Annotated in this window: 14 protein-coding genes and 1 pseudogene; 11 read left to right on the top strand and 4 right to left on the bottom strand. The window is 55.5% G+C overall.

The window, feature by feature from the left end:
* Nucleotides 1-317 precede the first annotated feature (317 nt).
* Together AC06G8_RS17005 and AC06G8_RS17000 are read right to left on the bottom strand one after the other, a co-directional pair.
* Nucleotides 318-1292 carry a LacI family DNA-binding transcriptional regulator gene (locus AC06G8_RS17005; RefSeq protein WP_447663831.1) on the bottom strand — a complete coding sequence of 325 codons (975 nt, stop codon included), beginning with the start codon at nt 1290-1292 and terminating at the stop codon, nt 318-320.
* Nucleotides 1293-1371: 79 nt separating this feature from the next.
* Nucleotides 1372-4783, bottom strand: a pseudogene (locus AC06G8_RS17000) (GH36-type glycosyl hydrolase domain-containing protein).
* 293 nt (nt 4784-5076) lie between these two features.
* Between AC06G8_RS17000 and AC06G8_RS16995 the strand changes: the two are divergent.
* The 7 genes from AC06G8_RS16995 to AC06G8_RS16965 all read left to right on the top strand — a co-directional run bounded on the left by AC06G8_RS16995 (nt 5077) and on the right by AC06G8_RS16965 (nt 12020).
* Nucleotides 5077-6321, top strand: a complete 1245-nt coding sequence (locus AC06G8_RS16995; protein WP_480283369.1) for a sugar ABC transporter substrate-binding protein — start codon at nt 5077-5079, stop codon at nt 6319-6321.
* A 94-nt stretch (nt 6322-6415) separates the two neighbouring features.
* Nucleotides 6416-7300, top strand: coding sequence for a carbohydrate ABC transporter permease (locus AC06G8_RS16990; RefSeq protein ID WP_048749898.1), 885 nt, complete (start codon nt 6416-6418; stop codon nt 7298-7300).
* A 13-nt stretch (nt 7301-7313) separates the two neighbouring features.
* Nucleotides 7314-8177 (top strand): carbohydrate ABC transporter permease, encoded by an 864-nt coding sequence (locus tag AC06G8_RS16985; RefSeq protein WP_447663827.1) that lies wholly within the window; start codon nt 7314-7316, stop codon nt 8175-8177.
* 457 nt (nt 8178-8634) lie between these two features.
* Nucleotides 8635-9588 (top strand): oxygen-dependent tRNA uridine(34) hydroxylase TrhO, encoded by a 954-nt coding sequence (trhO, locus tag AC06G8_RS16980; protein ID WP_447663822.1) that lies wholly within the window; start codon nt 8635-8637, stop codon nt 9586-9588.
* Between the two features lie 464 nt (nt 9589-10052).
* A complete protein-coding gene (locus AC06G8_RS16975) occupies nt 10053-10871 on the top strand; it encodes a GNAT family N-acetyltransferase (RefSeq protein WP_480283368.1) in 819 nt (272 codons plus the stop codon).
* A gap of 343 nt (nt 10872-11214) precedes the next feature.
* Nucleotides 11215-11529: a hypothetical protein gene (locus AC06G8_RS16970; RefSeq protein ID WP_480283367.1), complete on the top strand. Its 315-nt coding sequence runs from the start codon at nt 11215-11217 to the stop codon at nt 11527-11529.
* A gap of 287 nt (nt 11530-11816) precedes the next feature.
* The gene (locus tag AC06G8_RS16965) at nt 11817-12020 is read left to right on the top strand and encodes a DUF4181 domain-containing protein (RefSeq protein ID WP_480283366.1); all 204 of its coding nucleotides are present in this window, start codon (nt 11817-11819) and stop codon (nt 12018-12020) included.
* Nucleotides 12021-12064: 44 nt separating this feature from the next.
* On the opposite strand, the gene AC06G8_RS16960 is transcribed toward AC06G8_RS16965, so the two are convergent.
* Nucleotides 12065-12883: a helix-turn-helix domain-containing protein gene (locus AC06G8_RS16960; protein ID WP_447663815.1), complete on the bottom strand. Its 819-nt coding sequence runs from the start codon at nt 12881-12883 to the stop codon at nt 12065-12067.
* A 131-nt stretch (nt 12884-13014) separates the two neighbouring features.
* Between AC06G8_RS16960 and AC06G8_RS16955 the strand changes: the two genes are divergently transcribed.
* Both AC06G8_RS16955 and AC06G8_RS16950 read left to right on the top strand, forming a co-directional pair.
* The gene (locus AC06G8_RS16955) at nt 13015-13788 is read left to right on the top strand and encodes a sugar phosphate isomerase/epimerase family protein (protein WP_480283365.1); all 774 of its coding nucleotides are present in this window, start codon (nt 13015-13017) and stop codon (nt 13786-13788) included.
* A gap of 19 nt (nt 13789-13807) precedes the next feature.
* On the top strand, nt 13808-14827 hold the full coding sequence (locus AC06G8_RS16950; RefSeq protein WP_447663812.1) for a Gfo/Idh/MocA family protein: 1020 nt from the start codon (nt 13808-13810) through the stop codon (nt 14825-14827).
* 69 nt (nt 14828-14896) lie between these two features.
* Here AC06G8_RS16950 and AC06G8_RS16945 read toward each other — a convergent pair whose 3' ends face one another.
* Nucleotides 14897-17008, bottom strand: coding sequence for an alpha-amylase family glycosyl hydrolase (locus tag AC06G8_RS16945; RefSeq protein ID WP_480285459.1), 2112 nt, complete (start codon nt 17006-17008; stop codon nt 14897-14899).
* Nucleotides 17009-17494: 486 nt separating this feature from the next.
* Here AC06G8_RS16945 and AC06G8_RS16940 point away from each other — a divergent pair, with 486 nt between their 5' ends.
* Both AC06G8_RS16940 and AC06G8_RS16935 read left to right on the top strand, forming a co-directional pair.
* The gene (locus AC06G8_RS16940) at nt 17495-17929 is read left to right on the top strand and encodes a hypothetical protein (protein WP_480283364.1); all 435 of its coding nucleotides are present in this window, start codon (nt 17495-17497) and stop codon (nt 17927-17929) included.
* A 49-nt stretch (nt 17930-17978) separates the two neighbouring features.
* Nucleotides 17979-18833 (top strand): phosphotransferase family protein, encoded by an 855-nt coding sequence (locus tag AC06G8_RS16935; RefSeq protein ID WP_480283363.1) that lies wholly within the window; start codon nt 17979-17981, stop codon nt 18831-18833.
* The last annotated feature ends 90 nt before the right edge of the window (nt 18834-18923 follow it).

The raw sequence follows: 18923 nt of genomic DNA, 5'->3' as shown, positions 1-18923 counted from the left end.
CCTGATTTCCTATATGATTGGTATAGGTAGGATGAGCAATATTACGGTTCCTTATCCTTAAAATAACATTTGGCTGCGAAAAAAAGGCAGCATCCCTTCCGGCCGGAGCCGAACGGGATGCTGCTCTTTGTTCCTTTGTTCCTGAACGGAGCCGAACGGGATGCTGCTCTTTGCTGCATTGTTCCTGACGGAGTCGAACGGAATGCTGCCCTTTGTTCCTTCCGCCCGGCAACAGCGGAAAGGAAAGCAGCGAGCATGTCGATGCGGATCAAAATGGCGACCTGCGCACCGCCATTCTGCCTGCCGGGCGGTGCCGGTCAGTCGGCCGAACGGCGCTGCACGGATTCGGCCTCGATCAGAGAAACGTAGATCCGCTCATGCTCGACTTCTTCGCCGCCTATGATTCGGAGCAGCTGTTCCGACGCCATCGCTCCCCATCGGTACTTGGAGTAATCGATGGTGGCGAGGCGAGGCTCGAGATACTGGGTCAGGTCGATGTTGTCGAAGCCGACGAGCGAGAGCTCCTCGCCGATCCGGACGCCTTTGCTGGCAGCGTAATTGTACAGGCCGATGGCCATTTCGTCGTTGAGGCAGAATACGCCTGCCGGGCCTTCGTTCCGCTCCAGAATGATGCGTCCGGCTTCCTCGCCCGAGCCCTTGTTGAAGTCGCCTTCAATAATGACGGCTTCCAGCTCCGGATGGCGGTCGAGCGTCTGCCGGACGGCGATCATCCTCTGGCGCGAGTCGAAGGTGTCGGCCGGCCCGGTCACGACGTACAGCTTGCGGTGCCCCGTGCCGATGAGATAGTCCATGGCGAGATTTGCGCCGGCCTTGTTGTCGAGCAGCACCTGATTCACGGCGGGATGATTGAGTTCCCGGTCGAGCACGACCAGCTTGTGCCCGCGGTCGGCATAATCGAGCAGCTCCTCGTCCGAGAAGGTGGAGTCGAGAATGATGGCTCCGTCGATCATCCGCTCCGGCAGCAGGCGATGCGACTGCATGCCGCTGCAGACGATCAGGTCATAGCCCTTGCGGTTGAGCACTTCCTTCATTCCTTGCAGCAGATCGCCGTAGAATGCGCCCGTGAAGTCGGTCAGGAACGCCCCGATGATCCGGGATTCCCGCTTCTTGAGCTGGCGGGCCGCCGCATTGGGAATATAGTTCAGCTCCTTGGCGATGGCCAGAATCTTGGCGCTGGTTTCGGATGTGACCTTCGGACTGCCGTTCAGCGCATAAGAGACCGTCGATATCGACACTCCGGCCTGCTTGGCGATATCCTTGATGCTGACCACCGAGATTCCTCCTGGAGAAGGTTTTTTTTTCAACTATACCACAACTTTCCTATTCGTAAGCGTTCTCTATCGGCACGCCTCAGGCTTCGATGACAATCTCGTTCATGGCCTCGGCATCGGACAGCCACAGCGACTCCAGCCCCGCCAGCGGCAGCTCCGCCCCGGTGCTGCGGTAGGAGCCGGCAATACGGCCGAATGCCGCTTCCTCGCCGTTGACGGCGATGCGCCGGATTTCTCCGCCGCTGCCGGCAAGGGAGTAGAGAATTCGCACGGAGCGGCCTGCGACCGCAAAGCGGAAGCTCATGCCGTCCAGCTCGGCAGGGAGGACGGGATCCAGCTGCAGGACGTCTGCCGCCACGCGGATGCCGAGCACGTTCGAGATGAGCTGGTTCATATAGATTCCCGGGCCGCTGGAGTAGATGCGCCAGCCGCCCTTGACGGCGGCGGTTCCCTGCCGCAGCTCTTCGAAGCGCGCTGTGGCCTCGTACCGGGTCGCGAAGCGTCCGTCGGAGCTGCTGAAGTAGGCGTTGCTCTGCCGAAGCTCCGCATTCGGAACCGAATCGACGATTCCGATCGGGTTGATGACCTGCAGCGCCTGCCAGGCTTCGTCAGGCTTGCCCAGCTTGGCCATCGCCTCGATGAAGCGGATATGGGCGTGGACGTACTGAAGGCCGATCTCGCGGCCGAAGTTGGCCGCCTGCTCCGCGCGCTTGAAGAGGGTGCTGACGCCGCCCTCATAGGCAGCGGGCCGGTTCATCAGGCGCACGCCGTCGGGGAAGCTCAGCTCGCGCTTGATCAGCGCGTAATGCGCCTCGGCCTGCTCCGGAGTAATCAGCCCGGCTATCATGCTGCGCGTCATCGGCAGGAGGCGGTACTGGATGCCGGTGCGCTCATCCGACGGGTGCAGCCACTTGTCGGGATGCTGGGCGTCCTCCATGTAGAGGAATCCGGGGATGACCTCGTCGGGATTCATGTACCGGTGGAAGTCCTCGCGGATGCCCTCCGCCAGCTTCAGCAGTCCTGCCCCGAAGGCGGCATGCGCGGAGGAGCGGGCTCCGCCATCAGCCGGGGCCAGCAAGCCCCCGAGCTGCCGGACCGCCTGATAGGTCAGCGCGACGGTCCAGCTGCTGACCATATAGGCGCGCAGCTCAGCGCTCGCCGGCTGCAGCGTATCGTCCCAGTCGCCGTCTCCGTAGGAGGAGAGGGACGTGCCGTGCAGGAAGCGGGAGCGGATATAGTCCATCTGCTTGATGACGTGATCGAACAGGGAATGTTTTTGCTGCGTAGGCTCGAAGGTGTCATCTTCGGTATAAGGCAGCTCGGCTTCCAAAATAGAGAGGTCGCCGGTCGCGGCGATATAGTCGCCGAGCAGCTTCAACGGCCAGACGATGATGTCGCCGTGGCTTTCCTCCTGCTGGACGCGGTAATAGCGGTCGAACATGAACCATTGCGGCCAGCCTCCGCTTGCCTCGTACTGATGGGCGTAGACGGTTCGGATAATATCCTTCACGGCCTCGTAATGCTGCACCGCCAGGAAATATTCCGCCGGCCCCTGGCAGACGTCCCGCGTTCCCCAGGCGGCGCCGCCATATTGCTCCAGCCCGTGCGGAACGGCGAAATGAACCCGCATGTTGTGCGTGTACCACCAGGCCAGCATGTCGAGGCGCCGCACGGAGGCGATGTCCTGCGGATGCTCCAGCCGGAAGTTGTTCATAAGCTTTGCCATGCCGGCGCGGTAGCTGTTCTTTTCGCGTTCGAAGACCAGAGGCTCGGCATGGTCCGGCTCGGAGCCTCCCCAGCCGTTCAGCCGGCCTCCGATGCGGAGGCTCCAGGCTGCCGAAGGAGCCGTCTCCAGCACGAGCAGAGGGGCGGCGCCTGGAGTAAGGGAGGGCATGAGCCTCCGCTCATCCTTGAGGACCATTTCGGTGCCCTGCGCGTTGATGCGGTAGGAGAGCGCCGGGTATGCTTCCCGGATCGGCGATCCTTCGGAGGCGGAGACGATGAGGCTGCCGTCCTGCTGCCGGAGCTCGTACGGAAGCTCGTAGTCGCGGTCGTTCATCGTGATCTGCGCCGTGACCAGATAACGGCGGGGCTGATGGCTGGCGGATGTGATCTCCAGCACGGCATCCGGCGCGGAAGAGCTTGCGAAGCTCGTGATTTCCAGCGTGTCGTCATCGAGAACATAAAGCCAGCGGGCATAGTTGAAGCCGATCTCGAACAGGCTAGGCATCGCCAGCAGGCGGTATTGTCCGTCGACCTCGGCGTATAGGCGCAAGCCGGAAGCATGAGCGGCGTTAAGAGCGCTGCGTACATGGCCGATCAGCTTGTTGAAGGAAGTGTTCCCGACGACCAGCTGGGAGTGGAACACTCCGTACATATAAGCGGTCGTGGTGAGCATCTCGGCTGCTGCCCGGTCCGGAGCTCCGCTCATCAGGATATGGCCATGCGGCCGCTCCATGGAGAGCTCCTTGGCCTTCAGCACGACATGCTCGTAATCCGGGGTGAAAAAGGACAGCAGCTCGCCATCTGAATATTCTTCCTCCAGCCGGACCGGGTAACGCTGCGCAAGCTCGGCTGGCGTCAGCGGCCGGGAGAGCAGCGGATCGCCGAGATCGGCGGAGCGGAGCGGCACCGGCACGGGCAGGGCCGTCTGCAGCGGGCAGGCGGCTGGCCTCCTGCCAGGCTTCCTCCAGCTGATCGGCATATCCTGCTTCCGTGACGGCTTCCGGATGATGCTCCCGGAACATCCCGTAGAAGACGGCCTCAGCGCCATTGGCCGGATCAAGCGTCTTCGACTGCAGAGCGGTGTAGGCGAATTCGTATTGGTATGCCTCGGAGGGCAGCCGCTCCAGGCTCAGCGCCTCGGGCCGGTGGCTGTCCTTGAAGGAGAGGCCGAAAAATTGGAAGCCGTCGGTCGAGTACGATTCGGCTCCCGTGAGGCAGCCCTGCTGCATGTAAGGGAACGATCCGCCTTGCGGCTGGTTCTGGCGGGAGCAGACCCTCCAGCCCCAACGCTCGTCGCGGTAGGCCGAATGGTCGATGTACTGCGAGCAGTAGGCTTCGTTGCTGCGCACTGCCGCCGGAGCGCCGAGGCCGATGTCCTGGCCGTAAATGACATCGGTCTGCAGGGAGACGCCAGCGGAGTCGAGCTTGACCTCCCAGAACCAGCTGTCGCTGGAGGACAGCAGGAAGGAGACTTCGTACGCCACTTCTTCCGCGGTGCCGCTCCAGGTGATTCTTTGCCCTTGGCGGCTGACGGCGCTTCTCGAGGAGACGCCCAGCAGAGGATGGATGGAGAAGCCGCCCGGACGGCGGATCCGCAGGTACAGATTGTTGAGCGATCCGTCCAGCGGGCTGGACAAGAGCTGGTTGAGCATCATTCCGCCGCCGAGCGCCTCATACAGGTCGCCGGAAGTATGGAAGGCGAAGGATAAAGACCCGGATTCCAGTCTCCACAAGGCTGGCTGAACATTTGTTTGCGGGGTAGGCATGGGGTGTTTCCTCCTTTCGATAGACAAGAAACGCCTGTTTATCCGGAAAATAGATAATAAAAACGTTTCGACAACATGTAATCCGAGTATAAACAAAGGTGGGAAATGAAGTCAAACCTTTATTGAAAATCAATGTAAGCGGATTTTTTGAGGAGAGGCTACCCCTTTCGGCTATATTTGAAGAGAAAAATCTTCATCAAAAAAGCCTTGAATGCGATTTCAAGTTGATCTATAATTCAATTCGAAACGTTTCAATCGAGCATAGGGCAACTTAACCAGGGGAGGAAATACAAATGAAAACGAAAACTGCAAGCGCCGCCATCGCGGCCGTCATGCTCGCAGGAACCGCTTTGGCGGGATGCTCTTCGGGCGGCAGCGACTCCGCTGACGGAGGCAAGGTCACTCTCTCCGTATGGGCGATGGGAGACAGCAGCAAGCCGATGGAACAGATGGCAGCCGCCTTCACCAAAGAGAATCCGAACGTCACGGTCAAGGTTCAGGCGATCCCTTGGGGCAGCGCCCACGACAAGCTGCTGACGGCGGTCGCTTCCAAGAAAGGTCCCGACGTGCTGCAGATGGGCACGACCTGGATGCCGGAGTTCGCCGCGGCTGGAGCACTGGCCGATCTGACGGCCGACCTCGGCAGCTACCCCGAGCTTGCAGCGGACAATTTCTTCAAGGGCACCGTCACCTCCACCCAGTTCGACGGCAAAACCGTCGGCGTGCCCTGGCTGGCTGAAACGCGAATCCTGTTCTACCGAACGGACGTGCTGAAGTCCGTCGGCTACGACCAGGCTCCGAAAACCTGGGATGAGCTGCTTGACGCCTCCAAGAAGCTGACCGAGCGAGGCAAGGACAAATATGGAATCGGACTCGATCCGAAGGAGCCGACGCTCAGCTTCATGTTCGCCCGCCAGAACGGCGCCAAGCTGATCGAGGACAACAAAGCGCAATTCGACCAGCCGCAATACCGCGACACGGTCGCTTATCTGGACAGCTTCTTCAAGAACGGATACGCGCCGGTCGATCTCGGCCTCGATACGTCCCAGACGTTCGGCGGCGACGGCATGGTGCCGATGTTCATCAGCGGACCTTGGATGATCAAGACGATCAAGGACCAAATTCCGGACATCGACGGCAAATGGGCGACGGCCGTTCTTCCTGCCAAGGAGAACAACATGAGCTCGCTGGGCGGCTCCAACCTGACCGTATTCAACTTCACCGACCACAAGGCGGAAGCGATGAAGTTCGTCTCCTTCCTGAGCAAGCCGGAAAACCAGCTGGAATGGATGAAGCAGACCGGCGAGCTGCCGGCCAACATGAAGGCATGGGAAGATCCGCAGCTGAGCGGTGATGCCAATATGAGCGTTGTCGGCGAGCAGCTGAAAAACGCCGAGCCGATGCCGCTGGTCAAAGCCTGGGACAACATCTCCCAGAACTTCGTTAAAACCTTCGAGCAGATCTACCGCGCGAACGGAAATATCGATGCCCAGCTCAAAGACTTCAACGCGCAATCCCAGCAGCTGCTGGACAAATAAATCGCTGACGGCCAGGGGCCGGCTGCCGGAATCTCCGGCAGCCGGCTGATCTGCACTCCGCCTTCCGTCAGGACCCGTAAAGGAAGTGAGATGGATGAAAGGACCTTCAAGGGCTGCGCCGTACGTCTTCATCGGCCCGACCCTCATCCTGCTAGCCGTGTTCTCCCTGCTGCCCATTCTTGTCGCGGTCTACATCAGCTTGACCGACATGGACCTGGCGGGACTGGCCAACTACTCCAGCATCAAGTTCGTCGGCCTGCAGAATTATGCCGATGTGCTGGGCGATCCCGTCTTCCTGCTGGCGCTGCGCAACACGCTGTTCTACGTCGTCATCGGCGTGCCGCTCGTCATTGCCTGCTCGCTCGGAGCCGCCCTGCTGATCAACTTCGGACGCTCGCGCGCGTTCAAGGTATTCCGGGTCGTCTATTACCTGCCGTCCGTGACGAACGTCGTGGCCGTGGCCGTCGTCTGGAGCTATCTGTACAATCCGGGCATCGGCCTCTTCAATTACGTCCTGACGTCGCTCGGCTTCGACAAGGTGGCCTGGCTGACCGACCCGACGATCGCCAAGCTGTCGCTCATCCTGCTGGCGCTGTGGCGGAGCATCGGCCTCAACATGATCATCTTCATCGCGGCGCTGCAGGGCATCGACCGCTCGTACTACGAGGCGGCGCAGCTGGACGGCGCAAGCAACTGGCAGCAGCTGACCCGGATCACGATTCCGATGATGCGCTTCGCCATCTTCTTCGTCAGCGTGACGACGATGATCGGCTGGCTGCAGTTTTTCGAAGAGCCTTTCGTCATGACCCAGGGCGGGCCGCTCAACGGCACCGTATCCGCGTCTCTGTTCATTTACCAGAACGGCTTCCAGTTCAGCAACTTCGGCTATGCCGCCGCCGGATCGTTCGTGCTCTTCTTCATCATTATCGCCGTCACCCTGCTCCAGCTGAGACTCCAGCGGAAGCAAGCCGAGGAATAGGAGGCTTACCGTCATGTCCTTGACACCTAAACAAGCGCAATCGGCAGCCCCGACCGGCCGCTCGCGGGATAAGCTGCAGCAGTGGGCCGCCGGCATCGTGCTGACCGTATTCGGCGTCGCGATGATTTTGCCGTTCATCTGGATGCTGCTCTCCTCCTTCAAGACGGAAGGGGAGATCAAGCGCATTCCGCCGACTCTGTGGCCGGAAGCCTTCACGCTCGACAACTTCGGCAAGCTGTTCACCGAGATGGACTTCGGCACGTACCTGACCAATACGCTGCTTATCACGCTGTTTTCCTTCGTCGGGCTGCTGCTGAACGCGATGGCCGGCTTCGGCTTCGCCAAGTACAGCTTCAAGGGACGCGAGAAAATGTTCCTGCTCGTGCTCGCCACGATGATGATTCCGGGCCAGGTGACGATGATTCCGGTCTACCTGATCCTGAACAGCGTGAGCCTCACCAACACGATGCTCGGCATCGTGCTGCCGGGCTTCACGAGCGCCTTCGGCATCTTCCTGTTCCGCCAGTTCATGTCGACGCTGCCGGATGAGATCATGGAGGCGACGCGCCTCGACGGGGCAAGCGAATACCGGCTGTTCGCCCAGATCGTCCTGCCGATGTCCAAGCCGATCCTGGCCGTGCAGGCGATCCTCACGTTCATCGGGGGCTGGAACAGCTTCCTGTGGCCGCTCATCATCGCCAACGACGAGAAGCTGTATACCCTCTCGGTCGGCCTGTCGCTGCTGAAGGGCCAGCATGCCACCAACTTCGCTCTGCAGATGGCGGGAGCGGCATTCATGGTCGTTCCGATCATGATCATCTTCGTCTTCTTCCAGAAGCATATCATCGAGAATTACAATATTTCGGGCATGAAATAAGGTTAGAACAGGGCTGTCTAATTCCCCCTGTTTCCGACTCGACCGGCAAGGTAGGCCACGTCTCCGTGCTGTCGCTTGGAGACGTGGTCAACAACATGGCCGGCTAATAAGCTGCTCATGCAGCTCACGACGATCCCCATGCAGGGAACGCTTTGTAAAAGCGACCCGGCGAATGGGGATTTTTTTGGTTTAAGCACAGACTAAGAATGATTTTTTTCCATTCAAAAAGGGAATTTTAATAGAATAAATTAGGCCAAGGAGATGATGTCAGTTCGTTTCTCAGCTCATTTTCAAACGCAATTTTTTCTTTGGAATAAATAATGATTCAAATAAAGGCAGGTTCTACAACTTGCCTCGAGACAACCGGAAAGGTTCACGACGTTCGAAAAAATGATACAATATTTATAATGACGCATCGAAATCGTTAGCGAGTATAGATCAGGAGGAAGATAAGGAAATGAGTTCTAGAACATACCCAGCGGCAGATCCGCGGTTCGTATATCAGCCTTCAGCCGAAGGGGAGAAGCCGTATCGCATCTTGCTGTATTACAAATACGTGACGATAGAAGATCCGGAAGGATTTGCTCAGGAGCATCGAGAGCTCTGCAGAAATCTTGAGCTGAAGGGCCGTATTCTTGTTGCCCCTGAAGGTATTAACGGCACGGTATCCGGCACCGTCGATCAGACGAACGCCTATGTGCGGTACATGCATGAGCACCCGTTGTTTCGGGATCTCGTTTTTAAAATTGACGATGCGGACAATCATGCCTTTCAAAAAATGTTCGTCCGGCCGAAAAAGGAACTGGTTACCTTCCGGCTCGAAGACGATGTCAACCCGAACGAAAAAACGGGCAAGCACTTGAAACCGAAAGAGTTTTTTGAAATGCTTCAAAAGGACGACGTCATCGTCCTGGACGGCCGCAACGACTACGAGTTCGATATCGGCCATTTCCGCGGAGCGATCCGTCCCGATGTCGAATCGTTCCGAGAATTTCCGGAATGGATTCGCGAAAACATGGAGCAATTCAAAGACAAGCCCATTTTGACCTATTGTACAGGGGGGATCCGCTGCGAAAAGCTGTCCGGCTTCCTCATGAACGAAGGCTTTAATGAGGTGTATCAGCTGGACGGTGGAATCGCCACGTACGGAAAAGATCCCGAAGTTCAAGGAAAGCTGTTTGATGGCAAAATGTACGTGTTCGATGAGCGGATTTCGGTACCCGTCAACCAGGTAGAACCCGTCGTTGTCGGCAAATGCCACCATTGCGAAAAACCGGAGGATCGTTACATTAATTGTGCCAACGACTTCTGCCATAAACAGCACATCGTCTGTCCGGACTGCTATGAGGAGCACAATCAATTTTGCTCGAAAGAATGCGAAGAGTTTTGGCTGAACCGGGCGGAAGGCTGACCATCGGCTTGTTGAACGCGGAGCATGCCGTATTTTCAATGGATTTTGTTGAATTTCCAAATATGGATTGACCTCTAATATAAGGGGTATCCGCATTTATTGTGGGTACCCCTTTTTGATGTTCATTTTTGGGGAACTTGTGCATGTACCGCCTGCAGCACGTTTGGATTCATTTTGTTTCTTTAGTGAAGGGCATGATTGGTTGCCCAATATAGAAAACGCTGTTATGGTCGGCAGTCTCGGGCAAATCATCGGGAAGCTTCTTTCGGTGATGCGGCAGCTTATTTTTAGTGCCACAGAATATGGACTGGTATATAATTCCAATTAAGAGCAACACAGAACTTGAATCCGCCTGCATATCAGTTGTTACTGACGAAATCGGCTCAGAGCTTTGTGGTGGATTCTATACAGAGGAAGTAACGAATCTTAATGATAAATGATAAGCGAACGAACCGAGGTGACATATGTCTTTCATTTTGCCATCACTAGAACAGATCGAGGACATTGAGAATGCTGAGATTGAGTACATGACGGATCGGATGTCAGCCATCCAGGCTCGACCCGGAAATCCGGAAGGAATCGAGATTCAGCGATTCGGGAATGCAGTCTGTTATTACAGCAAGACGATGACTTGGGCGGCCTTCAATACAATTAAAGGATTGAGGTCGGAAGACATTGATGCCATAGAGCCCATAACCGAATTCTATAGAGCAAGAGCTCGAACACCTCGATTCGAAGTGATTCCTTCGTTGGTGGATCAGAGCTTCCTCCGGCGATTGTCTGATCGGGGCTTCTATCAATCCGGCTTTCACACTTCAATGGTCTGTGAACCTCAGACCTATCCGGATGGTTATTCCAATGGCGTCACCTTGTTGGAATGCGGAGAAGATCAGTTAGAGCTGTATGCAGCGATTCATTGCCGAGGAACAGGGCTGTCCGATGAGGGCATCCCATATGTTTTGGAGAATAATAAGGTTTTGTATTATCGACCTGGATGGAAATTCTTTATCGCGTGCCTGGATGACGTTCCGGCAGCGGCCGGCGTGATGTTCTGCAAGGATAATAAGGCATCCTTGACCTTTGCGGCTACTTTGCCCCAATACCGGAATCGGGGATTGCATCAAAGCTTATTGAAGAGACGAATAGAAGAAGCCTTGATGAACGATTGCAAGCTAGTCGTCAGCCAGTGCTCATTTCAATCTCAAAGCCATAAAAATATGGAGCGCTTGGGAATGAAAATAGGTTATGTGCGAGCATCCTGGACGGAGAGAGCGGCGGAATAAGCAAAATGAGCGGTCCACCACTATGTAGCTGCTATCGGACATACGATCCGCTATTTAGCCGCTGTGAAGCCAATTTCACATTTATCGGACATACGTTCCGTTATTCCCCTCTGCAATATTTGGATCCCAATAATAATTCACAAATAGCGGATCCTATGTCCGATAATCAACCAGATCCTACGAATTCCCTCAAATAGCGGATCCTATGTCCGATAATCAACGAGTTCCCTCAAATAGCGGATCCTATGTAAAACCACATTCCGGTCTTATGTTTGAGGTTTGGTTTCATGTACCTGCCGTTGATTGTTGCTGCCGGATTTGAGCGAGTCGATTTGGAAAGGTTGTGGAATTGGTGAAAAGGGTTCTTGCAGGCGGATTTATTCTGTTAAGCGGAGTACTGCTTTATTTAGGGGTGCATCTTGCGGCGGCCATGTATCTTCCCCACATTACGGCATGGTCGACACCTCCAGGGAAATATGGAACAGCGTTGAGAGAAACAGGAGGATATGCGGCAAATCTTGTTTCCATCCTGTTTATGATTGGAGGCAGCCTTATTTTGCTGATTGAACTTTATTTCCCGCATGCAGCGGCAAGATATAAAAAAGCGGTTGCGGAGAGAAATATGGAATATGAAAATGAACATAATCTAAGGAAATAAACCGTTCAAAGAAGGAAATTGGCTGCAGCCGCAGCTCACCGAACGGTTCGTGCGAATGTAAAGCAAGCTTGAGAACAAGTAGGAAATTACGTCGAGAAAGACATGCCCGTGTGATAGTCGCAGCTTGAAGCTAGGTCTGGACAGGGTGGCTTTTGAGCCAATTATTAGGATTGTTCTAGCTCTTTCGTTGACGCATTGGTTCCTCAGGGCGATTCTCTTTCGAATTTCGAAAGAAGAGATTGTCGAGCTCAGGCCGAAGAGCGGATGGTTGGGGAAAAGCCATTCTCGTGTTTTTGGCGTTCATCCTTATCATCCTGTTGCTTTTAAATGATCAGGACATCAGCAAGAAGTGGCTCTGGATGGCATTTCTTTTCTTTGGCCAGGGCTTTCAGACTTTTATCGACTGGAAGTATCGAAAGCCGTCTAAGGAATACTTGATTTCACTAATCGTACTGGTACTTGGAGAAGCTTTGATCTTCTTCATTCATTAAAAGAAGGATACCGGAGCTTCGCGATCCGGTCCTTCCAGTTGGATCTAGTCCCGTTCGAGCTCCAATCCGGCCAGCGACTGCTGAGAGCGATAGAGGTAGGGCGAGATGCCGAAGCGGGCGCGAAACACCCGGTGAAAATAAGAGTAGCTGGCGAAGCCGCAAGCCTCGGCGATCTGCTCCAGTTTAAGCTCGCTGTATTTGATCTGCTCCACTGCAGCATTGAGGCGGATCTCAATCGCGTATTGGATCATGGTCTTGCCATAATGCTCTTTGAACAGCCGTACGGCTCGCGACAAGCTGAGGCCTCCGTAAGCGGCGGCTTCCTCGAGCTTGAAGGTGGCCATGGCATGCTCTTCAATAAATCTTTTGATTCTCAGTGTCGCCATGCCCTTGCGATCCGTCTGCACATTCTCGGCGATGGCCCGGTCGACAGACAGGCAAAGGCTGCGCAGTAGAACGTCCTTCAGCTCGTCATTTCCCTCCAATGAGCCCCGGCGCTTCTCCAGCATAAGGCTGCGCCACAAGCCGATCAGATTGTCGTCGGATCCGACCCGGCTGACCGTCGGGCGGACCTTCCGATCCCACCAGACATCAATCCATGAGCCTTGGCAAAACAGATAATAATCTGCGCTGGACAAGCGTCCTTTTCTTAAAGGCTCCCCCACGACGAGATGGTAATCGTCCCCGGGCCGGAGCAGCAGCAGATCGCCTCCGTTCAGGATATACTCCTGGCCGCCAGAGAAGACCTGGCAGGCGCCTTCGGTCTGAAGGCGGAAAAGGTAGTGCTGCAGCCCACTCTTCAAGTCCTGAGTAAAGGGTTTATAATGATTGGAATAGTCGCAGATAAGCAAAGATGTGTCCAAAAAGAAACCCTCCCATTGGAATTCCGAGCAAATCGTTCATGTTCTAAGGAGATTGTATATGTTCATTTTAGGCTGTAATCCCCTAGAATGAAACCAGAGAATAAAACATGTATGCAGAGGAGCTTGCCAGTATGGAAAAACTTAACATTGGACTTCAATTGTTTACGCTGCGGGATGAAACCGCTGCAGATTTTGAGGGCACGCTTCGCAAAGTCGCGGAGCTTGGCTACAAAGGCGTCGAGTTCGCCGGTTACGGCGATCTGAGCGCCGATAAAATGAAAGCGCTGCTTGACGAGCTGGGCCTGCAGGGCTTCAGCAGCCACGTTTCCCTGCAAGCTCTGCGCCAGGATCTGCAAAAAGAAATCGATTATCTGAAGACGATCGGCGCCAAATACATGATTTGCCCGTATCTGATGCCGGAGGACCGTCCCCAAAGCGGCGAGGAATGGAGCCGGCTATTCGCCGAGCTGCAGGGATTCGGCATTGAAGCCGGCAAGCAGGGGTTGATTTTCGGCTACCACAATCATGATTTCGAGTTCCATGGCCAAGTCGGCGACGACAACGCTTTCGACGCCATGTTCAAGGAGACGACATCTGAAGCGGTTCAGGTCGAGATGGACGTATGCTGGGTTCAATTCGCAGGCCGGAATCCGGTCGAGTACATCGGCAACTACGCCGGTCGCCTGCCGCTGCTGCACTTGAAGGATTTCAGCGCGGATGAGCGGGGGCAGATGAAAACGCTGGAGCTGGGACAAGGCTCCGTTGATCTGCCTGCCGTCATCGAGGCTGCAGCCGAAGCGGGCGTGCAGTGGCTGATCGTGGAGCAGGACGTCTGCCAGAATCCGCCGCTGGAAAGCATCTCGAACAGCTACGAATGGCTGAAAAGCAACTACTTGAACGTCTAATAAAGGAGGAACATAAGCTGTGAGCAAAATCAAAATCGCTGTCATCGGTTGCGGCGCCATCGCCCAGCGCCGACATATTCCGGAGTATGCCGCCAACGAGAACGTAGAGCTGGTCGCATTCGCTGATCCTATTCTGGAGAGGGCCGAGAACATGGCCGAGACTTATGGCGGCCAAGCCTTTGCTTCCTTCGAGGAGCTGCTCGCCCAAGCGGACGTGGACGCGGTGAGCGTATGCACGCCCAATCATCTTCATGCCTCCATGGCGATTGCAGCCGCTAACGCAGGCAAGCATGTCCTGGTCGAGAAGCCGATGGCTACGACGCTGGAGGAAGGGGAGCGGATGATCGAGGCCGCCCGGAGCAACGGCGTTTTCCTGATGGTCGGACATAATCAGCGCCTGATGCCTCCGCATGTGAAAGCCAAGGAAATTCTGGATTCCGGAGAGCTGGGCAAGGTGCTCACCTTCCGCACGTCCTTCGGCCATCCCGGACCGGAGGCTTGGAGCGTGGACGGCGCGGAGAGCTGGTTCTTCCGCAAGGACGAAGCCATCATGGGCGCCATGGGCGATCTCGGCGTGCATAAATCCGATTTCATCCGGTATTTGCTGAACGACGAGGTGGCGGAAGTCGCCGGATTTATCGGCACCTTGGACAAGGAAGGCACGGACGTGGATGACAACGCCGCCTGCCTTCTGCGCATGAAGGGCGGAGCGATCGGAACGCTGGTCGCAAGCTGGACGCAGTACAAAGGCGGAGACAACAGCACGGTGCTGTGGTGCGAGCGCGGCGTCATGAAGATCGGCACGGTGGACGGCGACGAGGTCATCGTCGAGCCTGTCGACGGTTTGGTGGAAACCTACAAGGTCGGCGCCATGGCGACGAACGAGAAGCAAGTGCCGAGCGGAGTCATCGATGCATTCGTGGATTCCATCGTGACGAACACGCCTCCGGCAATTTCGGGGGAAGAGGGCTTGAAGTCGCTGCAGGTCATTCTGGCAGCCTTTGAATCCCAGAAAACCGGACAGTTCGTCAAGCTCTAGGAAAAAACGAAAGACCCGAAGTACGGACCCAGGGGGGCCGGCCTTCGGGTTTTTTCGTCTGCCGAAAAGCTACTGCCAGTTCACAACAATCGTCGCCGTTCCGGTAGCGGGAGTCGTGAAGGTATGATTGGAGCCGCCTTCCCAAGTGACCGTCGTTCCGTTCTTCTTCAAGAACTTGAACTGGAGAGCGGTGCCTGCCGGCACGCTGACATCGTAATACCAAGTCGGGTAAGCGTATAGGATCTTGTTGAAGATCGGTCCGATGGCGGCGGCTGGAGCCCAGTTGCCGAGCTCGGATACGCCGCCGGAGAGGTAGACGTTCTCTCCAAACGCCGTCGTCGCATTCTGCACCACGAAGCGGACCGAGACCTGATTGCCGGTCAGGATGTTGAAGCCGTTGTACACATTGCTGTCGACCGCGCCGGAGGTGCGGATCTTGATGCCATAGCTGCCTGCGGCGACGGAAGGAACGGTGACCTTGATCTGGGTATCTTCCCAGGAGACGATGCCGGTTCCCGTTACGGCCGTGCTGCCGAAGTATACGGTGCCCTTGGAGGAACCGAAGCCGCGGCCGTCGATCGTGACCGTGTTGCCGGGCTTGCCCATGACCGGCCCGGCATGGCCGACGACCGGAGCTGTCGCCGCCGCCGTATATTGCCATACGGCCGTACCGCCTGCAGCCAGGGTGAATGTGCCGACAGCTCCGCCGGATGCCGCCGCAATGCTGTTGCCTCCAAGCAATCCGCCGAGAACATCATTGTAGGTTCCCGCCGGGAGGGAGGTGGCCAAGCCGCTGATGGATGCAGCCGTGGACAGGTTGCGGTTGACGGCTACGACCGCGACATTGTTGCCGAATTTGCGCTCATAGATGTAGACGTCGTTGTTGATCCAGCGCTGCTGGGTCGTGCCGTAGGCGATGGCCGGATTGGATTTGCGCAGAGGTCCCAGCAGACCGCTGACCTTGTAAGCGGTCGTCGTCGTGGAGAACGACGGCATCATGGCGCGGTTGTCGGGATCCGTGCCGCCAGTCATATATTGCTCGGTGCCGTAGTAGATCGCCGGTACGCCGCGCGAGGTCAGCGTGAACGCCAGCGCCTGCTCGAGACGGCGGTTGCTCAAGGAACCGGTTTTGAAGCGTTCCATGTCATGGTTGTCGATGAACGTGACCTGATCGGATACTTGCGCGTAGTCGGAGCCGGTCGCCGCGACCATGGCGTCCAGGCCGTACATCGTGTCCGTGCCGTCGCGGAAGACGCTGCGGACTTCCTGGTTGAAGCGGAAGTCGAGCAGGCTCATTCCGGATTCGTTGGCGAACTTGGTGTTGTCCGCCTCTGCGGCGGCCGAGCCCATGAACCATTCCCCGAAGACGAAGACCGGCTTGTACCCATAGATGGAGGCGAGCCAGTTTTTCTGCCAGCCCATGGACATATGCTTGGCCGCGTCGACGCGGATGCCGTCAATGCCGAGATCGAGCCACACCTTGATCGCATCCTTGAAGTAGGTGTCGATCGTGCTGTTGTTCTGCTCGAGATCCGCCAGATCATACAGATTTTTGTAGATGCCGTTCTCAAGCGTGGAGAAGTCAGAGCCGCCGTTATGGTGGAAGAAGCCGTTCGTATCATTGGTATATCCGCCGAGCAGCGTGCCGTTGTTGTAGAGCTTGCCGTTCTCGGCGAAGGAAGTATCCGTCTCCATGGCCGGAGAGGTGTGGTTCGGCGCGAAGTCGATGATGACTTTGATGCCTTTGGCATGAGCGGCATTGATCAGGTTCTGGAAGTCCGTGAAGCTGCCGAAGGCAGGGTTCGTCTTCTTGAAGTCGCGGGCCCAGTAGCCGTGATAGGCGGTATTGGTCACCCCGGAGTAGTTGATGACGGAGTAGATGTTCTCCACAGGCTGGGAAATCCAGAGCGCCGTTACGCCCATGCCGGTAAAGTAGTTGTTGTTGATCTTGTTGACGATGCCTTGCCAGTCGCCTCCGCAATAAACGCGCTTGTTGGTGCAGCCGGAGCTGAAGGCCGCTCCCGTCGGATTGTTGGCGGCATTGCCGTCGGAGAACCTGTCCGTGAAGAGCTGGTAGATGACGTCCGTGCTGTAATTCTGTTTGTTCCCGACCGCCGTGTCAGGCGCGGCGGAAGCGAGTCTCATCGGTGCCGCAGGCGTAAGCTGGGCTCCAGCGAGCATCGTGGCGATGGCCGCTCCCGCAAGGATTCGTTTCAACATTACGTTCATCAATATAACCGCCTTTTCAAGTGATTAATATGAAGCGCTTACATATGCTTTCAAGGCCTTGACGATTCCGGAAAGGCAGCCTCCTTTCTATACAAATAAACCCCGGTTTTCTCCGCTGACGGAGTAACCGGGGTTGTCTTAAACCATCTGGTTTAAAAAGCATAGCCCTCAAATTAAGGTTGGCTCAGTCATCATAAAAAATGTTTGGCATCGCTGTCAATAGGAAAATCGTTCGTCTTGCGGAGCGGAAGGAAAGGGTATATGGAAGTGCGCAGCAAGTCCCGGAATGCACAATGCAAGGGCGGAAAATGGCCGTATATATAGAAAAAACCGGATAAAACCTCATTTAGTCATTAACGTTATTTTCCAGCAATGGTATAGTCGGAATGGAAACAAGATGAGAAGCGGAATTGAAAAGATTGGATCAGGAGGTCGCTGATGAATGCTTCCGATTGGCCTTCCGATCAGGAAGTCAGGCTTCAACGAAGACGAACGATAAAGCGAGCATTGGGAATCAGTTTCATTGGTTTCATAGTCCTATTCGGAATGGCTGCTTTCGGACTCCACCATCTGGGAGGAAGCCTGTTATCCGGCATGTTCGCGAATGAAATCATCCATAGGTCGGTCCAACCGACCGGCAGCTTGGAGCTGGTCGCATTCCAAAGGAATTGCGGAGCGACAACCGGTTACAGCTATCAGCTGTCGATCCTCCAGCAAGGATCAGGATCAAAACAGTCGGGGAATGTGTTTATTTCAACGAAACCATTCAAAGCGGAATGGACAGGTCCACGTTCTATTGCCGTCACCGGCGATACGGGCGGCGCTTTAAAAAAACGCGAACGATATAGAAAAATCCATATTCGGTATAACTAATCACGATCGGGCATGACTTCCCTTTGGTCTGGGAGAAAGGAAAACGAAAATGAAAATAGGGGAATTGCTTGGCAGCGGGAACACGGCCAATGTTTATCGCTGGGGGCGCACGGAGGTCATCAAAGTCTTTCATCAACGTGAGCATTCCAGGCATGAGGCCAAAAAAGAAGCGCGGAATGCGGAAGCCATTCAATCCTTGGGTCTTAAAACGCCGGCTTTCGGCGGGTTAGTGGAGGTTGAAGGCAAGACTTGCCTGGTGTATGAGCGAATTGATGGTCCCACGATGCTGAGCCGAATTGAGATGGCGAAATCTAGCGTTGTCTACTACGCCAGACAAATGGCGCAGGTCCAGTTCGATATCCATCAGGTAGAAAGCCTTTCCGGTTCTAATTTAAAAGAGGGACTGTCGCATCAAATACAAACGGCAGAGATTCTAAGTGAACGAGAAAAACAATCGGTGATGGCAAAGTTGAAAGACTTGCCGGATGGCAGGAAATTGTGCCATTACGATTTTCATCCCGGCAACATTATTCTCTCTGCGAATGGGCCGGTTATTATCGATTGGATAAATGCATTGGTTGGTCATGAAGCGGCGGATATCGCTAGAACGTCCATGATGCTGCGTTCGCATGCTGTCCCGCGAGACGCTCCCGGTTGGCTGCAGGGAAGAGTGCTGCGCGAGCTGTTTCATGATGAGTATTTGAAAGAATATTTGCTGTTGTCCGGCATGGGGATTAGGGAAATCGAAGAGTGGGCGGCTCCTACGCTGGCGGCTCGAATCGGCGAAGTGCAAAACGAAGATCGGGACGAGATTGTTCACTCGTTGAGAGCGACTTTAAAAGCCTTAGGACGGATCCTGTACGGAGATATTCGAGCAGTTAGAAGCGGAGCTTCCTACATTTAAAGATTAGAAGCTTTGTTCAAAGCACGGGAACAATAAGAAATTGAAATTTAAGTCAACAGGATCAAAAATACGAAAAGCCCCTTCCCGGAT

The sequence above is a fragment of the Paenibacillus sp. SJS-P3 genome (assembly GCF_056711585.1).
Note: the sequence above shows the minus strand (reverse complement) of the source record. Positions and strands in the feature narration are given on the sequence as shown.